Genomic DNA, 15,142 nt, shown 5'->3' with positions numbered 1-15,142 from the left:
TTTTTTAAACGAATTGTTCTGATAATTGCAGAAATTCATCGATATCTTGTTGAATTAAGTCAGCACCCGCTTGCCAGAAGTCAGGTTGTGTCAAATCAACGTCGAGATGCTTTTTGGCAAGTTCTTCAGCTGTCATATTAGCTGTGTCCCGTAGCAATGCAATGTATTTATCTTCAAAGTTAGCCCTATCTTGTTGGGCACGTGCGTAAATACCCGCTGAGAAGAGATAGCCAAAGGTATAAGGGAAGTTATAGAATGGCACAGAATCAATGAAGAAGTGGAGTTTTGATGACCAGAAGTGAGGATGGCGGACATCTAACATACCATCAAAAGCAGCTTCTTGCGCAGCATCCATCAATTCGTTCAAACGTTGTGGCGTCACAACCCCGTTTTGACGTTCGGTATAAAAAGCGTCTTCAAATAGGAAGCGGGCATGGATATTTAAAAACATCGCAATCGGATTGGTCATTTTAGCATCTAACAGTACCAGCTTTTCAGCATCAGACTTTGCACCGCGAACATTGGCATCATTGACAATGAGTTCAGCGAACGTAGATGCCGTTTCGGCCACGTTCATGGCATAGGCATCACGCCAAAGTGGTAAGTCAACAAGTTGTGCCGAGTGGAAGGCATGTCCCAACTCATGGGCAATTGTTGCCGCATCATTAACAGAACCCGTATATGTTAAGAAAATACGTGATTCATGTAAGTCAGGCACAGATTCCATGTAACCGCCAGGCTGTTTACCTGGTCGATTTTCCGCTTCAATCCAACGCTTCTCAAAAGCCATTTTGGCAAAATCAGCCATTTTAGGTGAGAATTGTCCGAATTGTTCAATAATGAAAGCTGCGGCATCATCATAAGACACATCGGTTGGTTGGTAATCACCAACATGCGTTAAGGGCGCAACTTGGTCTTGCCAGCCGAGCTTTTCAAGACCCAAAAGTTGCTGCTTTCGTTCAAAGTAGGGTTTAAACATCGCCTTGTTGGCATCTACGACGGCCCACATCGCATCCAAAGTGGCTTGTGACATGCGGTTCATTTCGAGGGGTTGTTCAAGATGTGACTGGTAACCATGAGCTTTTTGGTTCGTTAAACGGAAACCGGCTAAATGATTGAGCGTATCAGCGGTGAGATTTTCGGCACTGGCCCACATTTTTTCGTAGCTCGCCATAATGTTGGCACGTGTTTCGTTGTTAGGTTCACCATCTAACATGTTCAAAGCTTGACCAGCAGAAATCTGTCGCTTTTGGCCATCTTCGGCATCCGTATAAGTTAGGGATAGACCAGCCGAAATCGTATCATAATGTTGGGACCAAGCTTGTTGTCCATCTAAATCAAATTGATTAATTAAGGCCTCGGTGTGATCATCTAGTAAGCGCTTGGCATCGGTGCGTAGCTCGGTGAGGTAGAATTGAATGGGACGCAAACGTTCGGTTGCGAGAGCGGCTGCAAATTCAGTGTCATCAAGTTGTAATAGCAGTTTTTTAAATTGATTCATGGGTGCCGCGAAAGCGACAAAGAGTTGCCCAAGTTTGTCAAAGTGAGGGCCGTAGGCGCTGTTACCGTAATCAACTGACGCCCAACCATTAATAAAAATACTAATCGTCCCTAAACCAGCACCGATTTTTTGTGCTAAATCAGACAAGTCAGCAATTGTCTCGGCAGATGGCTGGGCTTGAGCGACTTGTTGTGCAAAAAATTGAATATCTTGCGCAACAGTTTGGTACTTATTTGCCAGTTCTGGAGACGTAATGCCGCCGGGATAAATACTGTCTAAATCCCATGTCTGTGAATACACCATGTGAATACCTCTTTTATGATTTTCTTTCAAGTATACCATTTTATCATTTAAACATTGCAACATGATGAAGAAATTATCATGAAATGACGTGAAAATAATAGAAAAATTGTTTGCGGGGATGTCAGCGGTAGTGTAAAATTGTTGTTTTAAGGGGTAAACAACTATGCAAAACTTAGTCAAATGGCTACTCGGCTTTGTATTGGTGATGATTGTGATTTTGGTAGTCGCCGGACAATATTTTTTCCACGTCGCCCAAGTGCGAGATCCAAAATCGAATCAGCCGGATGCATTACGTCAAAAAGATGATCCACTGTATCGCTATGAACATGATTTTTTAGCACGTGACAAGCAAATTTGGTACGAAACGACTGCTGATGGGCTTAAGCTTGATGCTTGGTATGTTCCAGCGGCGCAAAAAACCAATAAAACGGCCATTTTGGCACATGGTTGGCATAATAATAAAACGACCATGGCGATTTATGGTGAGTTATTCCATGAATTAGGTTACAACGTGTTAATTCCAGATAACCGCGCGCACGGGCAATCACAAGGTAAAATCATTGGCTATGGCTGGCTAGATCGGCGTGATTATATTCAATGGTTGAACCAAATCATTGCCCGTAATGGCCAGGATTCAGATATTGTCATGTATGGGATGAGTATGGGTGCGGCCACGGTCCTATCCACTTCTGGTGAGGCTGACTTGCCTAAGCAAGTCAAGGCCGTGATTGCTGATTCGTCGTACACGAGTTTACTGGAAGAAATCAAACATGAAGCTGGCGAAATGTATCATTTACCGTGGTTCCCGCTGGTGAATGTGGTTTCCGGTATTTCTAAGTTACGAGCCGGTTACTTTTATGCAGAGGCGAGTCCGCTTAAGCAAGTGGCTAAAAGCAAGACGCCGACGTTCTTGATTCATGGCGACGCGGATACGTTTGTCCCAACTAAAATGGTCTATCCATTGTACGAGGCACTCAAGGTACCGAAGGCGCTTTGGGTCACTTCTGGTTCAAAGCACGTGCAAAGTTTCCACGATCACCCACAGGCCTATCGTGATAAAATTCAAGCTTTCTTAGCTCAGTATGATCAATAATTTAAAAAACACCAGTCTATCGCCGATAGACTGGTGTTTTTTATCAAAGAGCTTAATGAACATGATATAATAATGGAGATTAAATGAGGAAATAATGATGATGTGATATCGTCATAAAAGCAACAAATAAGTTTACAAAGGATAAAATCAGCATGTCAGAAGTGGTTGATCAAGCGCCAATAGCTAAGCAGTGGCGGCGTGTCGTGGTTAAAGTGGGCACGAGTAGTATTGTCGATGCGGCCGGTGAAATTAAATATCCTGTTATTAACCGATTAGCTCAGACCTTAACGCAACTGGAACAAACCGGATATGAGGTGATTTTAGTCACGTCTGGTGCCATTGGCGTGGCGCTCAAACAAATGCATCAAACAAAACGCCCAACAGAAATTCCAGCCCAGCAGGCCTTAGCCGCGATTGGCCAAAGTTATTTGATGGCGATTTATAATCAAAGTTTTGCGTTTTATCAGCAACACGTGGGTCAAGTCCTGTTGACTTATGATGTGTTTCATAACAAACAAATGTTGCGCCATACCGTCGATGCCATTGCGGCCATGTTGCAGCAGCGTGTGATTCCAATTATTAACGAAAATGATGTGATCGCTGTCGATGAATTGGATCATCAACATTCATTTGGCGATAATGACCGCCTGGCCGCCATGGTAACGCATGAGACGAATGCTGATGCGTTGATTGTCTTAAGTGATATCGATGCGCTGTATACGGCTAATCCGCACGTTGACCCAACAGCACAACCCATTCCGTTGGTAACTGCGGTGACGGATAGTCTACGCGCCGGTGCACGAGGATCATCAACGCTTGGGACAGGTGGGATGGCTACTAAGTTAGTGGCAGCCGATTACTTGTTGCAACATGGGCGACAAATGGTACTGATTAATGGTGAAAATCCGGCCAGAATTTTAGAAGTCTTAGCGGGCGAGCCAGTTGGCACATTGTTTAAGGGAGAGTAAATGACATGGCATTAAGTGTACAAGAAATGGGGCAACGGGCCAAAAAGGCCACAGCACAAGTTGCGGGGTTGTCTTTGGCGACTCGAAACACCTTACTTAAAAATATGGGTGCCGCCTTGTTGATGCGCCAAGACGAAATTATCGCAGCTAACCAACAAGATTTGGTCGCGTATGGGGCGAGTTTGAGTCGGCCAATGCAAAAGCGACTAACACTGGATTCAGATGCCTTAACGGCGATTGCGGAATCGTTGGCTGCTGTCGCGACCTTGCCAGATCCGCTCGCTGGTCCTTATGACACATGGGAAAATCATGCGGGTTTGAAGATTGTGAAAAAAATTGTGCCGTTGGGCGTGGTGGCGATGATTTATGAAGCACGGCCCAATGTCACCGTGGATGCAGCTGCCTTAGCTTTGAAGTCGGGCAATGCCGTCATTTTGCGTGGTGGTAAAGAAGCGATTCACAGTAACACAGTGCTCGCCACGATTTTACGGGATGTGCTGATTGATCAGAACTTAAACCCAGATATTATCCAACTTATTACAGATACGACCCACGAATCAGTTAACACGCTACTACATATGCGTGAGGCCATTGACGTTTTGATTCCACGGGGCTCAGCCGCCTTCATTGATTTTGTGGTGGCCAATGCGACCGTCCCTGTGATTGAAACCGGTGCGGGGAACACGCATATTTTTGTGGATGCCTCTGCTGATCAAGCCGCTGCTTTACGGATTATTCATAATGCGAAAACGCAAAAACCAGCCGTTTGTAACGCGGCTGAAAAACTATTAATCCATGAAGCGATTGCTCAAGAATTTTTACCAAAAATTGCGGATGATTTGATTGCCGCACGGGTGGCGTTGCGCGGTGATCAAGCCAGTTTGGGGATTGATGGCCGCCTTACCCCAGCCAGTGACGCTGACTGGGATACGGAATATAATGATTTGGTGATGGGCATTAAGATTGTGCCGGACGTCACGGCGGCGATTGATTGGATAAACACGCATACGACGCATCATTCAGAGACCATCATTAGCCAAGACCCTGATAACATTGCGGCGTTTATGAACCAAGTCGATGCGGCAGTGGTTTATCAAAACGCTTCTAGTCGCTTCACTGATGGGTTTGAATTTGGTTTTGGGGCAGAGATTGGGATTTCAACGCAGAAGTTGCATGCGCGGGGACCAATGGGGTTGTCAGCCTTGACGACAATCAAATACGAAGTCTTTGGCGATGGCCAAATTCGGGCATAAAAAAAGTGTTGCAGGATGACTGCAACACTTTTTTTGTTTAAGCTAATACCTTGAGCATGAGTTGTTGGAAATCAGTGACAAAACGATCGGTATCCACCAGAATGGCGGCTTTAGTTGTGGTTGGTTCTAAGAGTTTCTCTTTATCACCAATTGTACGACCATAATCACCGCTTTCACGATCATACGTCACGTGCATGGCTAAAGGCATCGTCGTCACATAAGATGGGTCAATCCCAACAGCGACTGCCAATGGGTCGTGTAAGGCAGCGCCTTTCTTGTCGATGTCAAGATTGTAATAGGCATCAATATAGAAATCCATTAAATCAGCATATTTTGTGGCAGCAACCGTGCCCAAAGCGCGCCAAGCGGCTGTTTCTTTTTTGGTGAGTAACGTCCGCAATGTCACATCAAGGCCGACCATTGTCAAATTCTTTTGGTGCGTGAAGGCATAATCAGCGTCTTCTGGGTCTTGATGAATGTTGGCTTCGGTAAATGGTGTCACATTGCCCGGTACGGTCAAGGCACCACCCATTAAGGTCGTGTTGCCAATGAGTTGAGCCACTTCAGGGTCTTTTTTGATAGCTGTGGCTAAGTTGGTCAATGGGCCAGTTGGGATAAAGATCAAGTCATCACCGTATTGGTGTGCTGCTTCAATCAAAAAGTCGACACCAGATTGAGCCTCAACGGCGCGTGGCGCCGTAGCTAAGGCCACTTCACCGACACCATTTTTACCATGAATTAGTTGTGAAATTTCCATGACGTCAAAGTGATCAGTCGTTGATGAGTGGCTTTCGCCGAGGAAAACGGGGACATCATCTGCACCGAGGAGATGCAGTAAGTTTAATGAATTTTGGGCGGCTGTTGTCACCAACGTATTACCGTAACTTGAAATAATACCAATCAAGTCAACATTAGGATCGCCCACGGCATAAGCGAGTGCTAAAGCATCATCGATACCTGTATCCAAATCGAGGATCATTTTCTTTTGAGCCATAATCGTGTTGTGCGCAGGCAGCTGGTGACCTGTGAGCACATTTCCTCCAATAAAATTGATACCTTTATTATACGCACTCTGAAGAAATTTTGCGTGCCATGACGTATTTTGCGTATAATAAACTTTAAATACATTAGCGTTGAAAGGATGTGCGGGTCAAGCGCACAGTTTAAACAAATGACACAAGAACCATACGATATTGCCATTATTGGCGGTGGCCCAGTGGGCATGTTTGCAGCGTTTTATGCCAGTTTGCGTGATACCAAGGTTGTTTTGATTGAAAGTTTGGCTATGCTAGGCGGTCAGGTGATGTCCTTATATCCTGAAAAACGTATTCTTGATGTGGCGGGCTTTCCAGGTGTGAAAGGGGCAGACTTTATTGCAGCCTTAGACCAGCAGTTAGGCATGTTTCCCGTCGATGTGAAGTTAAATACGACGGTGACCAATGTTGAACAAGCAACCGACTTATTTCATTTGGCAACGAGTCAAGGGGAAACCATTCAAGCAAAAACGGTGATTATCACGACCGGAAAAGGCGCCTTTGAACCACGGAAAATGCAAGTTGATGGCGTGGATGAACTGGTGGGCCAAGGGGTGCATTATTTTGTGACTGATCCACAGATATTTAAGAATCACGACATCGCTATTGCCGGTGGTGGCGACTCAGCAGTTGATATGGCGGTTATGTTAAATGATATCGCCGCCTCAACGCGTTTGATTCACCGCCGAGAAACTTTTCGTGCGATGGAACAAAGTGTTAACGCGTTGAACGCCTCGGACGTTATCCAAGAAACACCCCAAAAAATCGTGGCGATTGAGAAGTTGGCAAATGGGCAATTACAGTTGACATTAGCGCATGTGAAAGACGACCAAAAAACCCATGTTATCCGGGTTGATGATTTGATGATTAACTATGGGTTTATTTCGGAACGTCAAACAATTGAAAGTTGGACGATACAACCCGCATTAGCTGGGAACGGTTTTGCGGTTGATCAGGAAATGCGAACCAGTATTCCTGGCGTTTTTGCAATCGGGGATGCCAACCACTATGTCGGGAAAGCCGATTTAATTGCGGTCGGGTTTGGTGAGGCACCAAACGCCGTTAATGCGGCTATTCGTTACTTTGATCCCCATCGTGGTGGCCCCGTACATTCCAGCTCTTTGACATTAAAAACGGATGATTGAGGTCACGCGCCAAAATAAAAAGCAGCCATACTTGGCTGCTTTTTATTTTACATGATTTTGGATCGTGACTTTACCAGTTTGATAATCAATAGTGATCCCAGGCTGGACGTTGAAAATCCAGTAATTTAAGTTTAACGTTTTCCCGTTATCTTGCACAGATTTGGCCATATAATGGACACCACGCGCAATCCGTTCAGTGCCAACATACAAGGGGGTAACTTGCCCACGAATCGTGATGTTGGGGTGTTGATTAATGGCTTGACGGATATCATCCTCAGGCACGAGTTGGCCTGGATAAGCATTTTGAACACGTGTCCCAGCAATCATATTTTCCGTCACCATGGTTGGCATCCCAAAAAATTGGTAGCCGACAAGATGAGACTTGTTCCATAACGCTTGTTTGCCTTTGCCAAGTTTGACGTTTGGATTGCTGTGGTAGCCACCGACCCATTTCGTGCCATCGAAACGATCGTTGATGAACCAACCAGAGGGTCTGACTTGATAATCAATCGTGTCTGGTCGTGGCGTCACCTTATTAATAGCGTCACGACTGGCTAAAAAGTTGGCTTGTTGGGTCCGGCCCAGTGCGTCTAATGGGGATAGGCTCAAACCATCCACTGGACGTAGTTTAGATCCATGTGAGGGAAAGGTTTCCTGCATCTCGGCGGGGGTAAAAGTGGCCTTATTTTGATTCACATGCACAAGGTCACCATCCAGCGTGCCATCCCATTGCAAGTTCAGCAAGGCTTGGTTGTCGGGTGCTGAAACTGTCGCATATTTAGATTGTTGGGTTATGGGGGCTGGGTGTTGGGTTTGATTATTTTGCCAGAGATAAAAACCAATCAGCAGTAATAAGATGACTGATCCAATCAACTGTTGTTTAGGGGACGGGTTTTGTCGTCGCGTTGTGCGTTTTCTAGCCATGATTATTCTCCATTTTGAAGCTCATAACAGCATATCATTTTTCGACAAAAATGAAAAACAGTGTGGCAAACATCAACTGCACTAAAAAGTCATGGCGTTTAAAAAGCGTTGAATCCGCGGATCTTGTGCTTGGAAAAAACCGGTTGATGGGCCATCATAACCTATTTTACCATCTTCCATGAAAATGATTTTATCGGCAACGGCTTGTGCAAATGCTAAATTATGGGTGACAATCACCATGGATTTCTTTTGATTAGCAAGATCGCGTAAGACACGTAAGACTTGAGCTTCTAGCTCAGGATCCAACGCACTGGTCGGTTCGTCAAGGAGCAGATAATCGGGCTGCATGGCCAAGGCGCGGAGAATGGCGACGCGTTGTTGTTGCCCACCAGATAGTCGATACGGATAGCGGGGAGCGAGGGCGGCCATATCAAATTGGGTCAACAGGTTGGTGGCTTGCGCAGTCGCTTGATCGGCTGGGATACCCTTGACTTTAATGGGCCCTTGGGTGAGGTTTTTAAGTACCGTTAAGTGAGTAAACAAAGCTTTTTCCTGGAAAACCATGCCAAAATGCTGCCGAACAGCTAATAATTTCGGTGCGGTTAATGGCTGACTTAAATCAAGTGTCTGTTCGCCAATGGTCAAAGTACCAGACGTTGGTTGCGCTAATAGATTCAAAGTGCGCAGTAACGTTGATTTACCCGAGCCGGATGGGCCAAGAATGACGGTTGTTTGCTCAGCGGGGAAAGTTGTGGATACTTGATCTAATGCGCGGCGGTCGCCATATTGTTGGACTAAATTTTTGACAGTAATCATTGGGCAAACCTCGATGTATAGCGTTCTAACTGATGTTGGGCAAGCGATAAAATGGTGGTGAAGACAGCGTAAACAAATGCAGCTAAAATGTACATGGTCAGGATTTGATAATTTTCGGCAGCAATTTGTTGACTGAGGTAAAACATTTCCACAATGGTAATCACGCTGGCGAGCGAGGTATCTTTTAACAAACCGATTAAAGCATTGCTTAACGGTGGAATTGAGATTCGCGCTGCTTGTGGCAAAATGACATCCGCAAAGACTTGCCAGCGATTCATCCCTAATGATTCAGCCGCTTCAATTTGGACGCGCGGGACCGACGAAATTGCGGCACGGACACTTTCCGAAGCATAGGCCCCTGTATTAAGGGAGAAAACGGTAATCGCTGATAGCCAAGCGTTGGCAAAGAGTGTCACATGCGCGCTGGGGAGACCATAAAACACAATAAACAATTGCACAATCATGGGTGTTGACCGGAAAAGCCACACGTAAAAGCCGGCAATGGCTTTAAGTCCTCGCAGTAGCAAGCGCGGAATCGGCGCTGCGGGTAACTTGGCTAAACGAATGAGCGCCGTGATGACGGCAAATACAAGTGCTAAAGCAAATGATATGACGGTCAGTGGTAATGTGTAAATTAATGCGGCCCGAAAAAGTTGGGGCAGATATTGGACGGCGAGGGGGATAAAATCAGACATGGGTAGGATTCCTTTTAGCGACGATTTGATTCAATTAACGTTTGAGCCGTGAACCAGTTGGTTTATGGCTGGGTGAGATCAGTATTGAAGTATTTGAGTGACAATTTTTTGAGTGTGCCATCAGCTTCTAAGTCTTTTAAGGCGTTATTAATGGCCTTTTGAAGGGCTGTATTTTGTTTGTTGAGCAGTGGTGCGGCTGGGGTTGCCGGACTTTCTTGACTTAAATCAACGGCGGTTGTAGCAGCGTCAGGATTGGCCTTTTTCCATGTGGCATAAGCACCTAAGTCATTGAGCGCACCGTCAGCGCGCTTGGTTGTCACTAAATTCATGGCTTCAGTCATGCCAGGGACAGCAACGATATCAGCGCCGCTTTTTTTAGCCAGGGCACCAAAGTTCGAAGTAGTTGATTGCGCCATCTTTTTACCTTTAAGATCAGCTAACGTGTTGAGATGGGTTTCATCGGTACGCTTGATGAGGACCGTTTTAGCATATAGATATGGTGTGGCAAATAAGTAAGCTTTTTGGCGTTCCGGTGTGATCCCGACATCATTGAAAATGACATCGTAACGCTTAGCACCAAGGCCTGCAATGAGCGAATCCCACTTTGTTTGGACGTATTTGGGTTTCAAACCGAGTTTTTTGGCAATGGCAGTTGATAAGTCCACTTCAAAACCGGTCAATTGCCCATTTTGACGGTAAGAAAATGGCGCAAAAGTCCCTTCTAACCCAATAGTGAGCGTGCCAGGGGTGATCGTTTGTGAGGCTTCTTTTGGCCGGGCTTGGTGTTGGGTAAGGCCGATAGCTAAACCGGCTACAACAACGAGGCTGGCGACGATGATGATGATTTTTTTCATTTTGCTTCTCCTGTGGGCAAATAAAAAGCGCCAACTAGTGAAATACCTAGTTGGCGCTGCGTTAGTCCGTATGATAGTTTGATCAAATGTATGTCAAAATACCGGTGCTAAACAAAGCGCCGGTGTGAGCAATATTCAGTTGCTGCGATTAACTTTAACATAACATCCTCCAAAACAACTTCATTCTAGCGATGATTCAAGCACTTGTCAATGGTTTTACTTCGTCAGTTCCCATTCGGCCTTGAACTGGTCTAAGAAGGCTAACATGAATTGATGCCGAGTTTCGGCTATTTGACGGGCTGTGTCGGTGTTGAGGTGCGCTTTAATGTGCAATAGTTTTTCGTAAAAATGATTGATTGTTGTGCCATCAGTTTGCCGATACTGAGTCTTGTCATGAATCGTGCGTGGGGGAATGGCTGGATCGTAGAGCACGCGGTTTTTCACAGCACCATAGGTTATGGTGCGGGCAATCGCAATGGCGCCAATAGCTTCAAGGCGGTCGGCATCTTGAACGATTTGGCCGTTAATGTCTAGTGGGGCGGCTTTCCCATCAAGATGTTTGGACCATGACATATTGTCAATAATGTGAAAAATTTGCGCCTGAGTATCTGGCGATACCGCAATGGTCATTAAAAAATCAGCCAAGGTGTTTTTGGCTGCGACCACTTCGGTAGGTGTGTGAAATAATTTATCATCGTAGACATCATGCAATAAAGCAGCAGCTTGGACGATAAACGGGTCTGCAGTTGGTTCTTGAGCTAAAATTTTATTGGCTAAGGCAACCACGCGCTCAATGTGGTCAACACTATGGCCGGATTGATCAGCAGCTAGGGCTTGCTGCATATAATGGGTAATTTGGATGAGTTGCGACATAAAATAGCCTCCTGTTTAACCGAGCGGTCATACCTTTACTTTAGCATTTTGGCTAGGATTTGCATAGCTAAACCAACGGTAGCGTCTGTCGGAAAACAACCTTAAAAAACTATGAAATACGGTTAAAATTCGTTATAATTAGCATAGTAGAGACTGCCTCATATGGCGCAAGTCACGTGACAAAACACGCGAATTAGAAAGAGAGACTCATATGTCAGAACCAAATAACGTCTTGTTTAACACAGCTAATCTCACAGATTCAGCTGTCATTTACGACAAGTTTTCCAAAGCGGAACAACAATTTTCCGTGAAGAAAGATCAAACTTTTTATATCACCACGCCGATTTACTACCCATCTGGGAAGTTACAATTAGGTAATACTTATACGACTGTGTTAGCTGATGCCGCAGCACGTTACCACCGTTTGCTTGGTGAAGACGTGTTCTTCTTGACTGGGACCGATGAACATGGTCTTAAGATCCAACAAAAAGCAAAAGCAGCCGGTATATCCGAAATCGCCTATTTGGATGAGATGGCCGAACAGATTAAAGCACTCTGGGAATTGATGGACATTGCCTATGACGACTTTATTCGGACAACAGAACCACGTCATGAAAAAGCGGTGCAAAAAATCTTTACGACATTGCTTGAAAAGGGTGATATTTACAAAGGTGAGTATGAAGGTTGGTATTCTGTTTCCGATGAAGAATACTTTACTGAATCACAATTAGCAGAAGTTTATCGTGATGAAAATGGTCAGGTAACAGGCGGAAAAGCCCCTTCTGGTCACGAAGTTGAATTAGTTAAAGAAGAAGCGTACTTCTTCAAGATGAGCAAGTATGCGGATTGGCTACTTGATTATTACAAGACACACCCAGAATTCATCCAACCAGAAGCACGGATGAATGAAATGATTAACAATTTCATTGCACCTGGTTTGGAAGACTTGGCGGTGACGCGGACATCATTTGACTGGGGTATTCCTGTACCAGGGGATGAAAAGCACGTCATCTATGTGTGGATTGATGCCTTGTCAAACTATATTACGGCTTTGGGTTACGATACTGACGATGCGGCGCTGTTTGATAAGTTCTGGCCAGCCAATGTGCAATTGGTGGGTAAGGAAATTGTTCGCTTCCATACGATTTATTGGCCAATTATGTTACACGCCTTGGGTATTGATTTGCCAAAGACCATTATTGGTCACGGTTGGTTAGTCATGAAAGATGGCAAGATGTCAAAGTCAAAGGGAAATGTCATTTACCCTGAAGTGCTTAAAGAACGTTATGGCTTGGATGCCGTACGTTACTACTTGCTACGCGCGATGCCATTTGGTAATGATGGGGTCTTTACACCAGAAGACTTTGTTGCCCGTGTGAACTTTGATTTGGCCAATGATTTGGGTAACTTGCTCAATCGCACAGTGGCCATGATTAATAAGTATGAAAACGGGATTGTGCCAGAATTGCATACTGGTAAGACCGACTTCGACGAAGGTTTGGTTCAAACAATTGAAGCGGCGATTGTTGATTACAACAAGCATTTCCAAGCCATGCGAACAGCTGATGCCTTAGAAAGTGTTTGGACAATTATTCGTCGTGCTAATAAGTACATCGATGAAACACAACCATGGGTTTTGGCGAAGGATGAGACACAAAAGGCTGTGTTATCAAATGTGATGGCGCATTTGGCTGGGGCCTTACGTGTGGCAGCTGTCTTGTTGCAACCGGTTTTGACGCAAGCGCCAAAGAAAATCTACGAACAGCTAGGCTTTGATTACCCTGAAAACGGTGTGAAAATTGCTGGCTTGACTTTTGGTAAGTTACCAACGGGTGGCCAAGTGGTGAAGAAGGGTGAACCAATTTTCCCACGTCAAGATGTTGACGCTGAAGTAGCCTTTATTTCAGGCCTGGTGTCAAAAGATACCAAGGGTAAGGGCCGTGCTGCCAAGGAAGCAGCTAAGAAGGCGGCTGCTGAAGCCGAAGCAGCCGCAGAACCAGCCCGTGAATTGATTACTTATGATGATTTTGCGAAAGTCGAAATTTTGGCAGCTAAAATTACGGCTGGTGAAATCGTTGAAAAATCTGACAAGTTGTTGAAGTTCACGCTCGATGATGGCTCAGGTAAGCCACGTCAAATTTTGTCAGGTATTCGCAAGTGGTATGCTGATCCAGCTGTATTGGTTGGGAAAACAGTTGCGATTGTGGCGAACATGAAACCACGTAAGATGGCAGGTGAAGTTTCTGAAGGCATGATTTTGTCAGCGGAGAAAAACGACATTGTCACGGTAACAATCTTGCCAGATACGATTGAACCTGGTTCAGGGATCGAATAATTGGTCTGCACAGTCGCTGACCGTGTGCAATTTTGTTTTGTGGCGGCCATTTTTCAGTGAAGCGCTCACATTAATGTACATTTATTCACAACCACTCACGCGATTAGCAGGTGAGTGGTTTTTTTTGATAAAGGATGTTAGCTATCGGTAACTGTATTTTATACATAAATTTTGTGATTTTATGAGCGAATACAAGTGCTTCTATTCGCTCATAAACCAACTTTGTGCTATAATATTGGTGTTGACATAAGTCAAAAATTTTTGGAGGATCTAAACACATGACTGTTAAGATTGGTATTAACGGATTTGGACGTATTGGCCGTTTGGCTTTCCGTCGTATTCTTGAGTTGTCAGACACAGCTTCAGACATCGAAGTTGTTGCGATTAACGATTTGACTTCACCAGAAATGTTGGCATACTTGTTGAAGTATGACTCAATTCACGGTGTATTGAAGGCTGATGTTTCATCTGATGAAACTGGTATTATCGTTAACGGTAAGCACTACACAGTTTACGCAGAACGCAACGCAGCTGACTTGAAGTGGGTTGAAAACGATGGCGTTGAATATGTATTGGAAGCTACTGGTTTCTATACTTCAGCCGAAAAGTCACAAGCTCACTTGGATGCCGGTGCCAAGAAGGTTTTGATTTCAGCACCAGCTGGTAAGATTCCTACAGTTGTTTACGGTGTTAACCAAGACATCTTGAAGCCAGAAGACACAATCGTTTCTGCTGGTTCATGCACAACGCAATCATTGGCACCTATGGCAAATGCTTTGTCAAAGGAATTCGGTGTTAAGACTGGTTTGATGTTGACAGTCCACGCTTACACAGCTTCACAAAGCTTGCAAGATGGTCCTAAGACTTCAAACTTCGCAAAGCGTCAAGCTAACCGCGATGCTGCATCAAACTCATTGCCACACTCATCAGGTGCTGCCAAGGCTATCGGTCTTGTTGTGCCTGAATTGGATGGTAAGTTGACTGGTTCAGCTATCCGTGTCCCAGTACCTGCTGGTTCAATTACTGAATTGTCAGTAATCTTGGACAAGGAAGTAACTGTTGACGAAGTGAACGCAGCAATGAAGAAGTACGAATCAGACTCATTTGGTTACAATGGTGATGGTTTGGTTTCAACTGATATCATTGGTGACACACACGGTACAGTCTTTGATCCAACACAAACTGAAATCGTTTCAGGTGACGGTGCACAACTTGTTAAGGTTGCTGCATGGTACGATAACGAATACGGTTTCACTTCAAACATGATCCGTACATTGTTGTACTTCGCAACTTTGTAAGATAAATCGCAATTTTCAAACCTGCTTCGGCAGGTTTTTTGCGTTCTAAC

At 44.9% G+C, this 15,142-nt stretch carries 13 protein-coding genes; 6 read left to right on the top strand and 7 right to left on the bottom strand.

What is annotated here, in order from left to right; all coding sequences use genetic code 11:
* Positions 1-4 precede the first annotated feature (4 nt).
* A complete protein-coding gene (locus A9176_RS01225; protein WP_077281921.1) occupies positions 5-1,804 on the bottom strand; it encodes a M3 family oligoendopeptidase in 1,800 nt (599 codons plus the stop codon).
* A 163-nt stretch (positions 1,805-1,967) separates the two neighbouring features.
* On the opposite strand from A9176_RS01225, the gene A9176_RS01220 reads away from it, so the two are divergent.
* The 3 genes from A9176_RS01220 to A9176_RS01210 all read left to right on the top strand — a co-directional run bounded on the left by A9176_RS01220 (position 1,968) and on the right by A9176_RS01210 (position 5,118).
* A complete protein-coding gene (locus A9176_RS01220; RefSeq protein ID WP_029510237.1) occupies positions 1,968-2,897 on the top strand; it encodes an alpha/beta hydrolase in 930 nt (309 codons plus the stop codon).
* 152 nt (positions 2,898-3,049) lie between these two features.
* Positions 3,050-3,865, top strand: a complete 816-nt coding sequence (proB, locus tag A9176_RS01215) for a glutamate 5-kinase (protein WP_077281920.1) — start codon at positions 3,050-3,052, stop codon at positions 3,863-3,865.
* Between the two features lie 5 nt (positions 3,866-3,870).
* On the top strand, positions 3,871-5,118 hold the full coding sequence (locus A9176_RS01210) for a glutamate-5-semialdehyde dehydrogenase (protein ID WP_077281919.1): 1,248 nt from the start codon (positions 3,871-3,873) through the stop codon (positions 5,116-5,118).
* Between the two features lie 37 nt (positions 5,119-5,155).
* Here the strand turns inward: A9176_RS01210 and A9176_RS01205 are convergent, their stop codons facing one another.
* Complete coding sequence (locus A9176_RS01205) at positions 5,156-6,112, bottom strand: nucleoside hydrolase (protein ID WP_029510234.1); 957 nt, start codon at positions 6,110-6,112, stop codon at positions 5,156-5,158.
* 177 nt (positions 6,113-6,289) lie between these two features.
* On the opposite strand from A9176_RS01205, the gene A9176_RS01200 reads away from it, so the two are divergent.
* Positions 6,290-7,297, top strand: coding sequence for an NAD(P)/FAD-dependent oxidoreductase (locus tag A9176_RS01200; protein ID WP_077281918.1), 1,008 nt, complete (start codon positions 6,290-6,292; stop codon positions 7,295-7,297).
* Positions 7,298-7,339: 42 nt separating this feature from the next.
* Here A9176_RS01200 and A9176_RS01195 read toward each other — a convergent pair whose 3' ends face one another.
* From A9176_RS01195 to A9176_RS01175, 5 genes are all read right to left on the bottom strand, one after another.
* Positions 7,340-8,221, bottom strand: a complete 882-nt coding sequence (locus tag A9176_RS01195; RefSeq protein ID WP_077281917.1) for a DNA/RNA non-specific endonuclease — start codon at positions 8,219-8,221, stop codon at positions 7,340-7,342.
* Between the two features lie 81 nt (positions 8,222-8,302).
* The gene (locus tag A9176_RS01190; protein WP_077281916.1) at positions 8,303-9,037 is read right to left on the bottom strand and encodes an amino acid ABC transporter ATP-binding protein; all 735 of its coding nucleotides are present in this window, start codon (positions 9,035-9,037) and stop codon (positions 8,303-8,305) included.
* On the bottom strand, positions 9,034-9,732 hold the full coding sequence (locus A9176_RS01185) for an amino acid ABC transporter permease (protein WP_077281915.1): 699 nt from the start codon (positions 9,730-9,732) through the stop codon (positions 9,034-9,036). Before A9176_RS01185 ends, A9176_RS01190 begins: the two co-directional genes overlap by 4 nt.
* A 62-nt stretch (positions 9,733-9,794) precedes the next feature.
* Positions 9,795-10,586, bottom strand: a complete 792-nt coding sequence (locus A9176_RS01180) for a transporter substrate-binding domain-containing protein (RefSeq protein ID WP_068850827.1) — start codon at positions 10,584-10,586, stop codon at positions 9,795-9,797.
* Positions 10,587-10,802: 216 nt separating this feature from the next.
* Positions 10,803-11,459, bottom strand: coding sequence for an HD domain-containing protein (locus A9176_RS01175; protein WP_077281914.1), 657 nt, complete (start codon positions 11,457-11,459; stop codon positions 10,803-10,805).
* A 211-nt stretch (positions 11,460-11,670) separates the two neighbouring features.
* Here A9176_RS01175 and metG point away from each other — a divergent pair, with 211 nt between their 5' ends.
* On the top strand, positions 11,671-13,794 hold the full coding sequence (gene metG, locus A9176_RS01170; protein WP_077281913.1) for a methionine--tRNA ligase: 2,124 nt from the start codon (positions 11,671-11,673) through the stop codon (positions 13,792-13,794).
* 278 nt (positions 13,795-14,072) lie between these two features.
* Positions 14,073-15,092: a type I glyceraldehyde-3-phosphate dehydrogenase gene (gene gap / locus A9176_RS01165; RefSeq protein ID WP_010003102.1), complete on the top strand. Its 1,020-nt coding sequence runs from the start codon at positions 14,073-14,075 to the stop codon at positions 15,090-15,092.
* Positions 15,093-15,142: the final 50 nt, after the last annotated feature.

It is taken from the genome of Leuconostoc garlicum (genome assembly GCF_001998805.1).
Lineage (GTDB): Bacteria > Bacillota > Bacilli > Lactobacillales > Lactobacillaceae > Leuconostoc > Leuconostoc lactis.
This window is presented reverse-complemented; position numbering and strand designations above follow the sequence as displayed.

Coding starts and splice junctions, on each gene's coding strand:
- A9176_RS01225 (WP_077281921.1), bottom strand. CDS start 1,804: ATGGTGTATTCACAGACATGGGATTTAGACAGTATTTATCCCGGCGGC.
- A9176_RS01220 (WP_029510237.1), top strand. CDS start 1,968: ATGCAAAACTTAGTCAAATGGCTACTCGGCTTTGTATTGGTGATGATT.
- proB (WP_077281920.1), top strand. CDS start 3,050: ATGTCAGAAGTGGTTGATCAAGCGCCAATAGCTAAGCAGTGGCGGCGT.
- A9176_RS01210 (WP_077281919.1), top strand. CDS start 3,871: ATGGCATTAAGTGTACAAGAAATGGGGCAACGGGCCAAAAAGGCCACA.
- A9176_RS01205 (WP_029510234.1), bottom strand. CDS start 6,112: ATGGCTCAAAAGAAAATGATCCTCGATTTGGATACAGGTATCGATGAT.
- A9176_RS01200 (WP_077281918.1), top strand. CDS start 6,290: ATGACACAAGAACCATACGATATTGCCATTATTGGCGGTGGCCCAGTG.
- A9176_RS01195 (WP_077281917.1), bottom strand. CDS start 8,221: ATGGCTAGAAAACGCACAACGCGACGACAAAACCCGTCCCCTAAACAA.
- A9176_RS01190 (WP_077281916.1), bottom strand. CDS start 9,037: ATGATTACTGTCAAAAATTTAGTCCAACAATATGGCGACCGCCGCGCA.
- A9176_RS01185 (WP_077281915.1), bottom strand. CDS start 9,732: ATGTCTGATTTTATCCCCCTCGCCGTCCAATATCTGCCCCAACTTTTT.
- A9176_RS01180 (WP_068850827.1), bottom strand. CDS start 10,586: ATGAAAAAAATCATCATCATCGTCGCCAGCCTCGTTGTTGTAGCCGGT.
- A9176_RS01175 (WP_077281914.1), bottom strand. CDS start 11,459: ATGTCGCAACTCATCCAAATTACCCATTATATGCAGCAAGCCCTAGCT.
- metG (WP_077281913.1), top strand. CDS start 11,671: ATGTCAGAACCAAATAACGTCTTGTTTAACACAGCTAATCTCACAGAT.
- gap (WP_010003102.1), top strand. CDS start 14,073: ATGACTGTTAAGATTGGTATTAACGGATTTGGACGTATTGGCCGTTTG.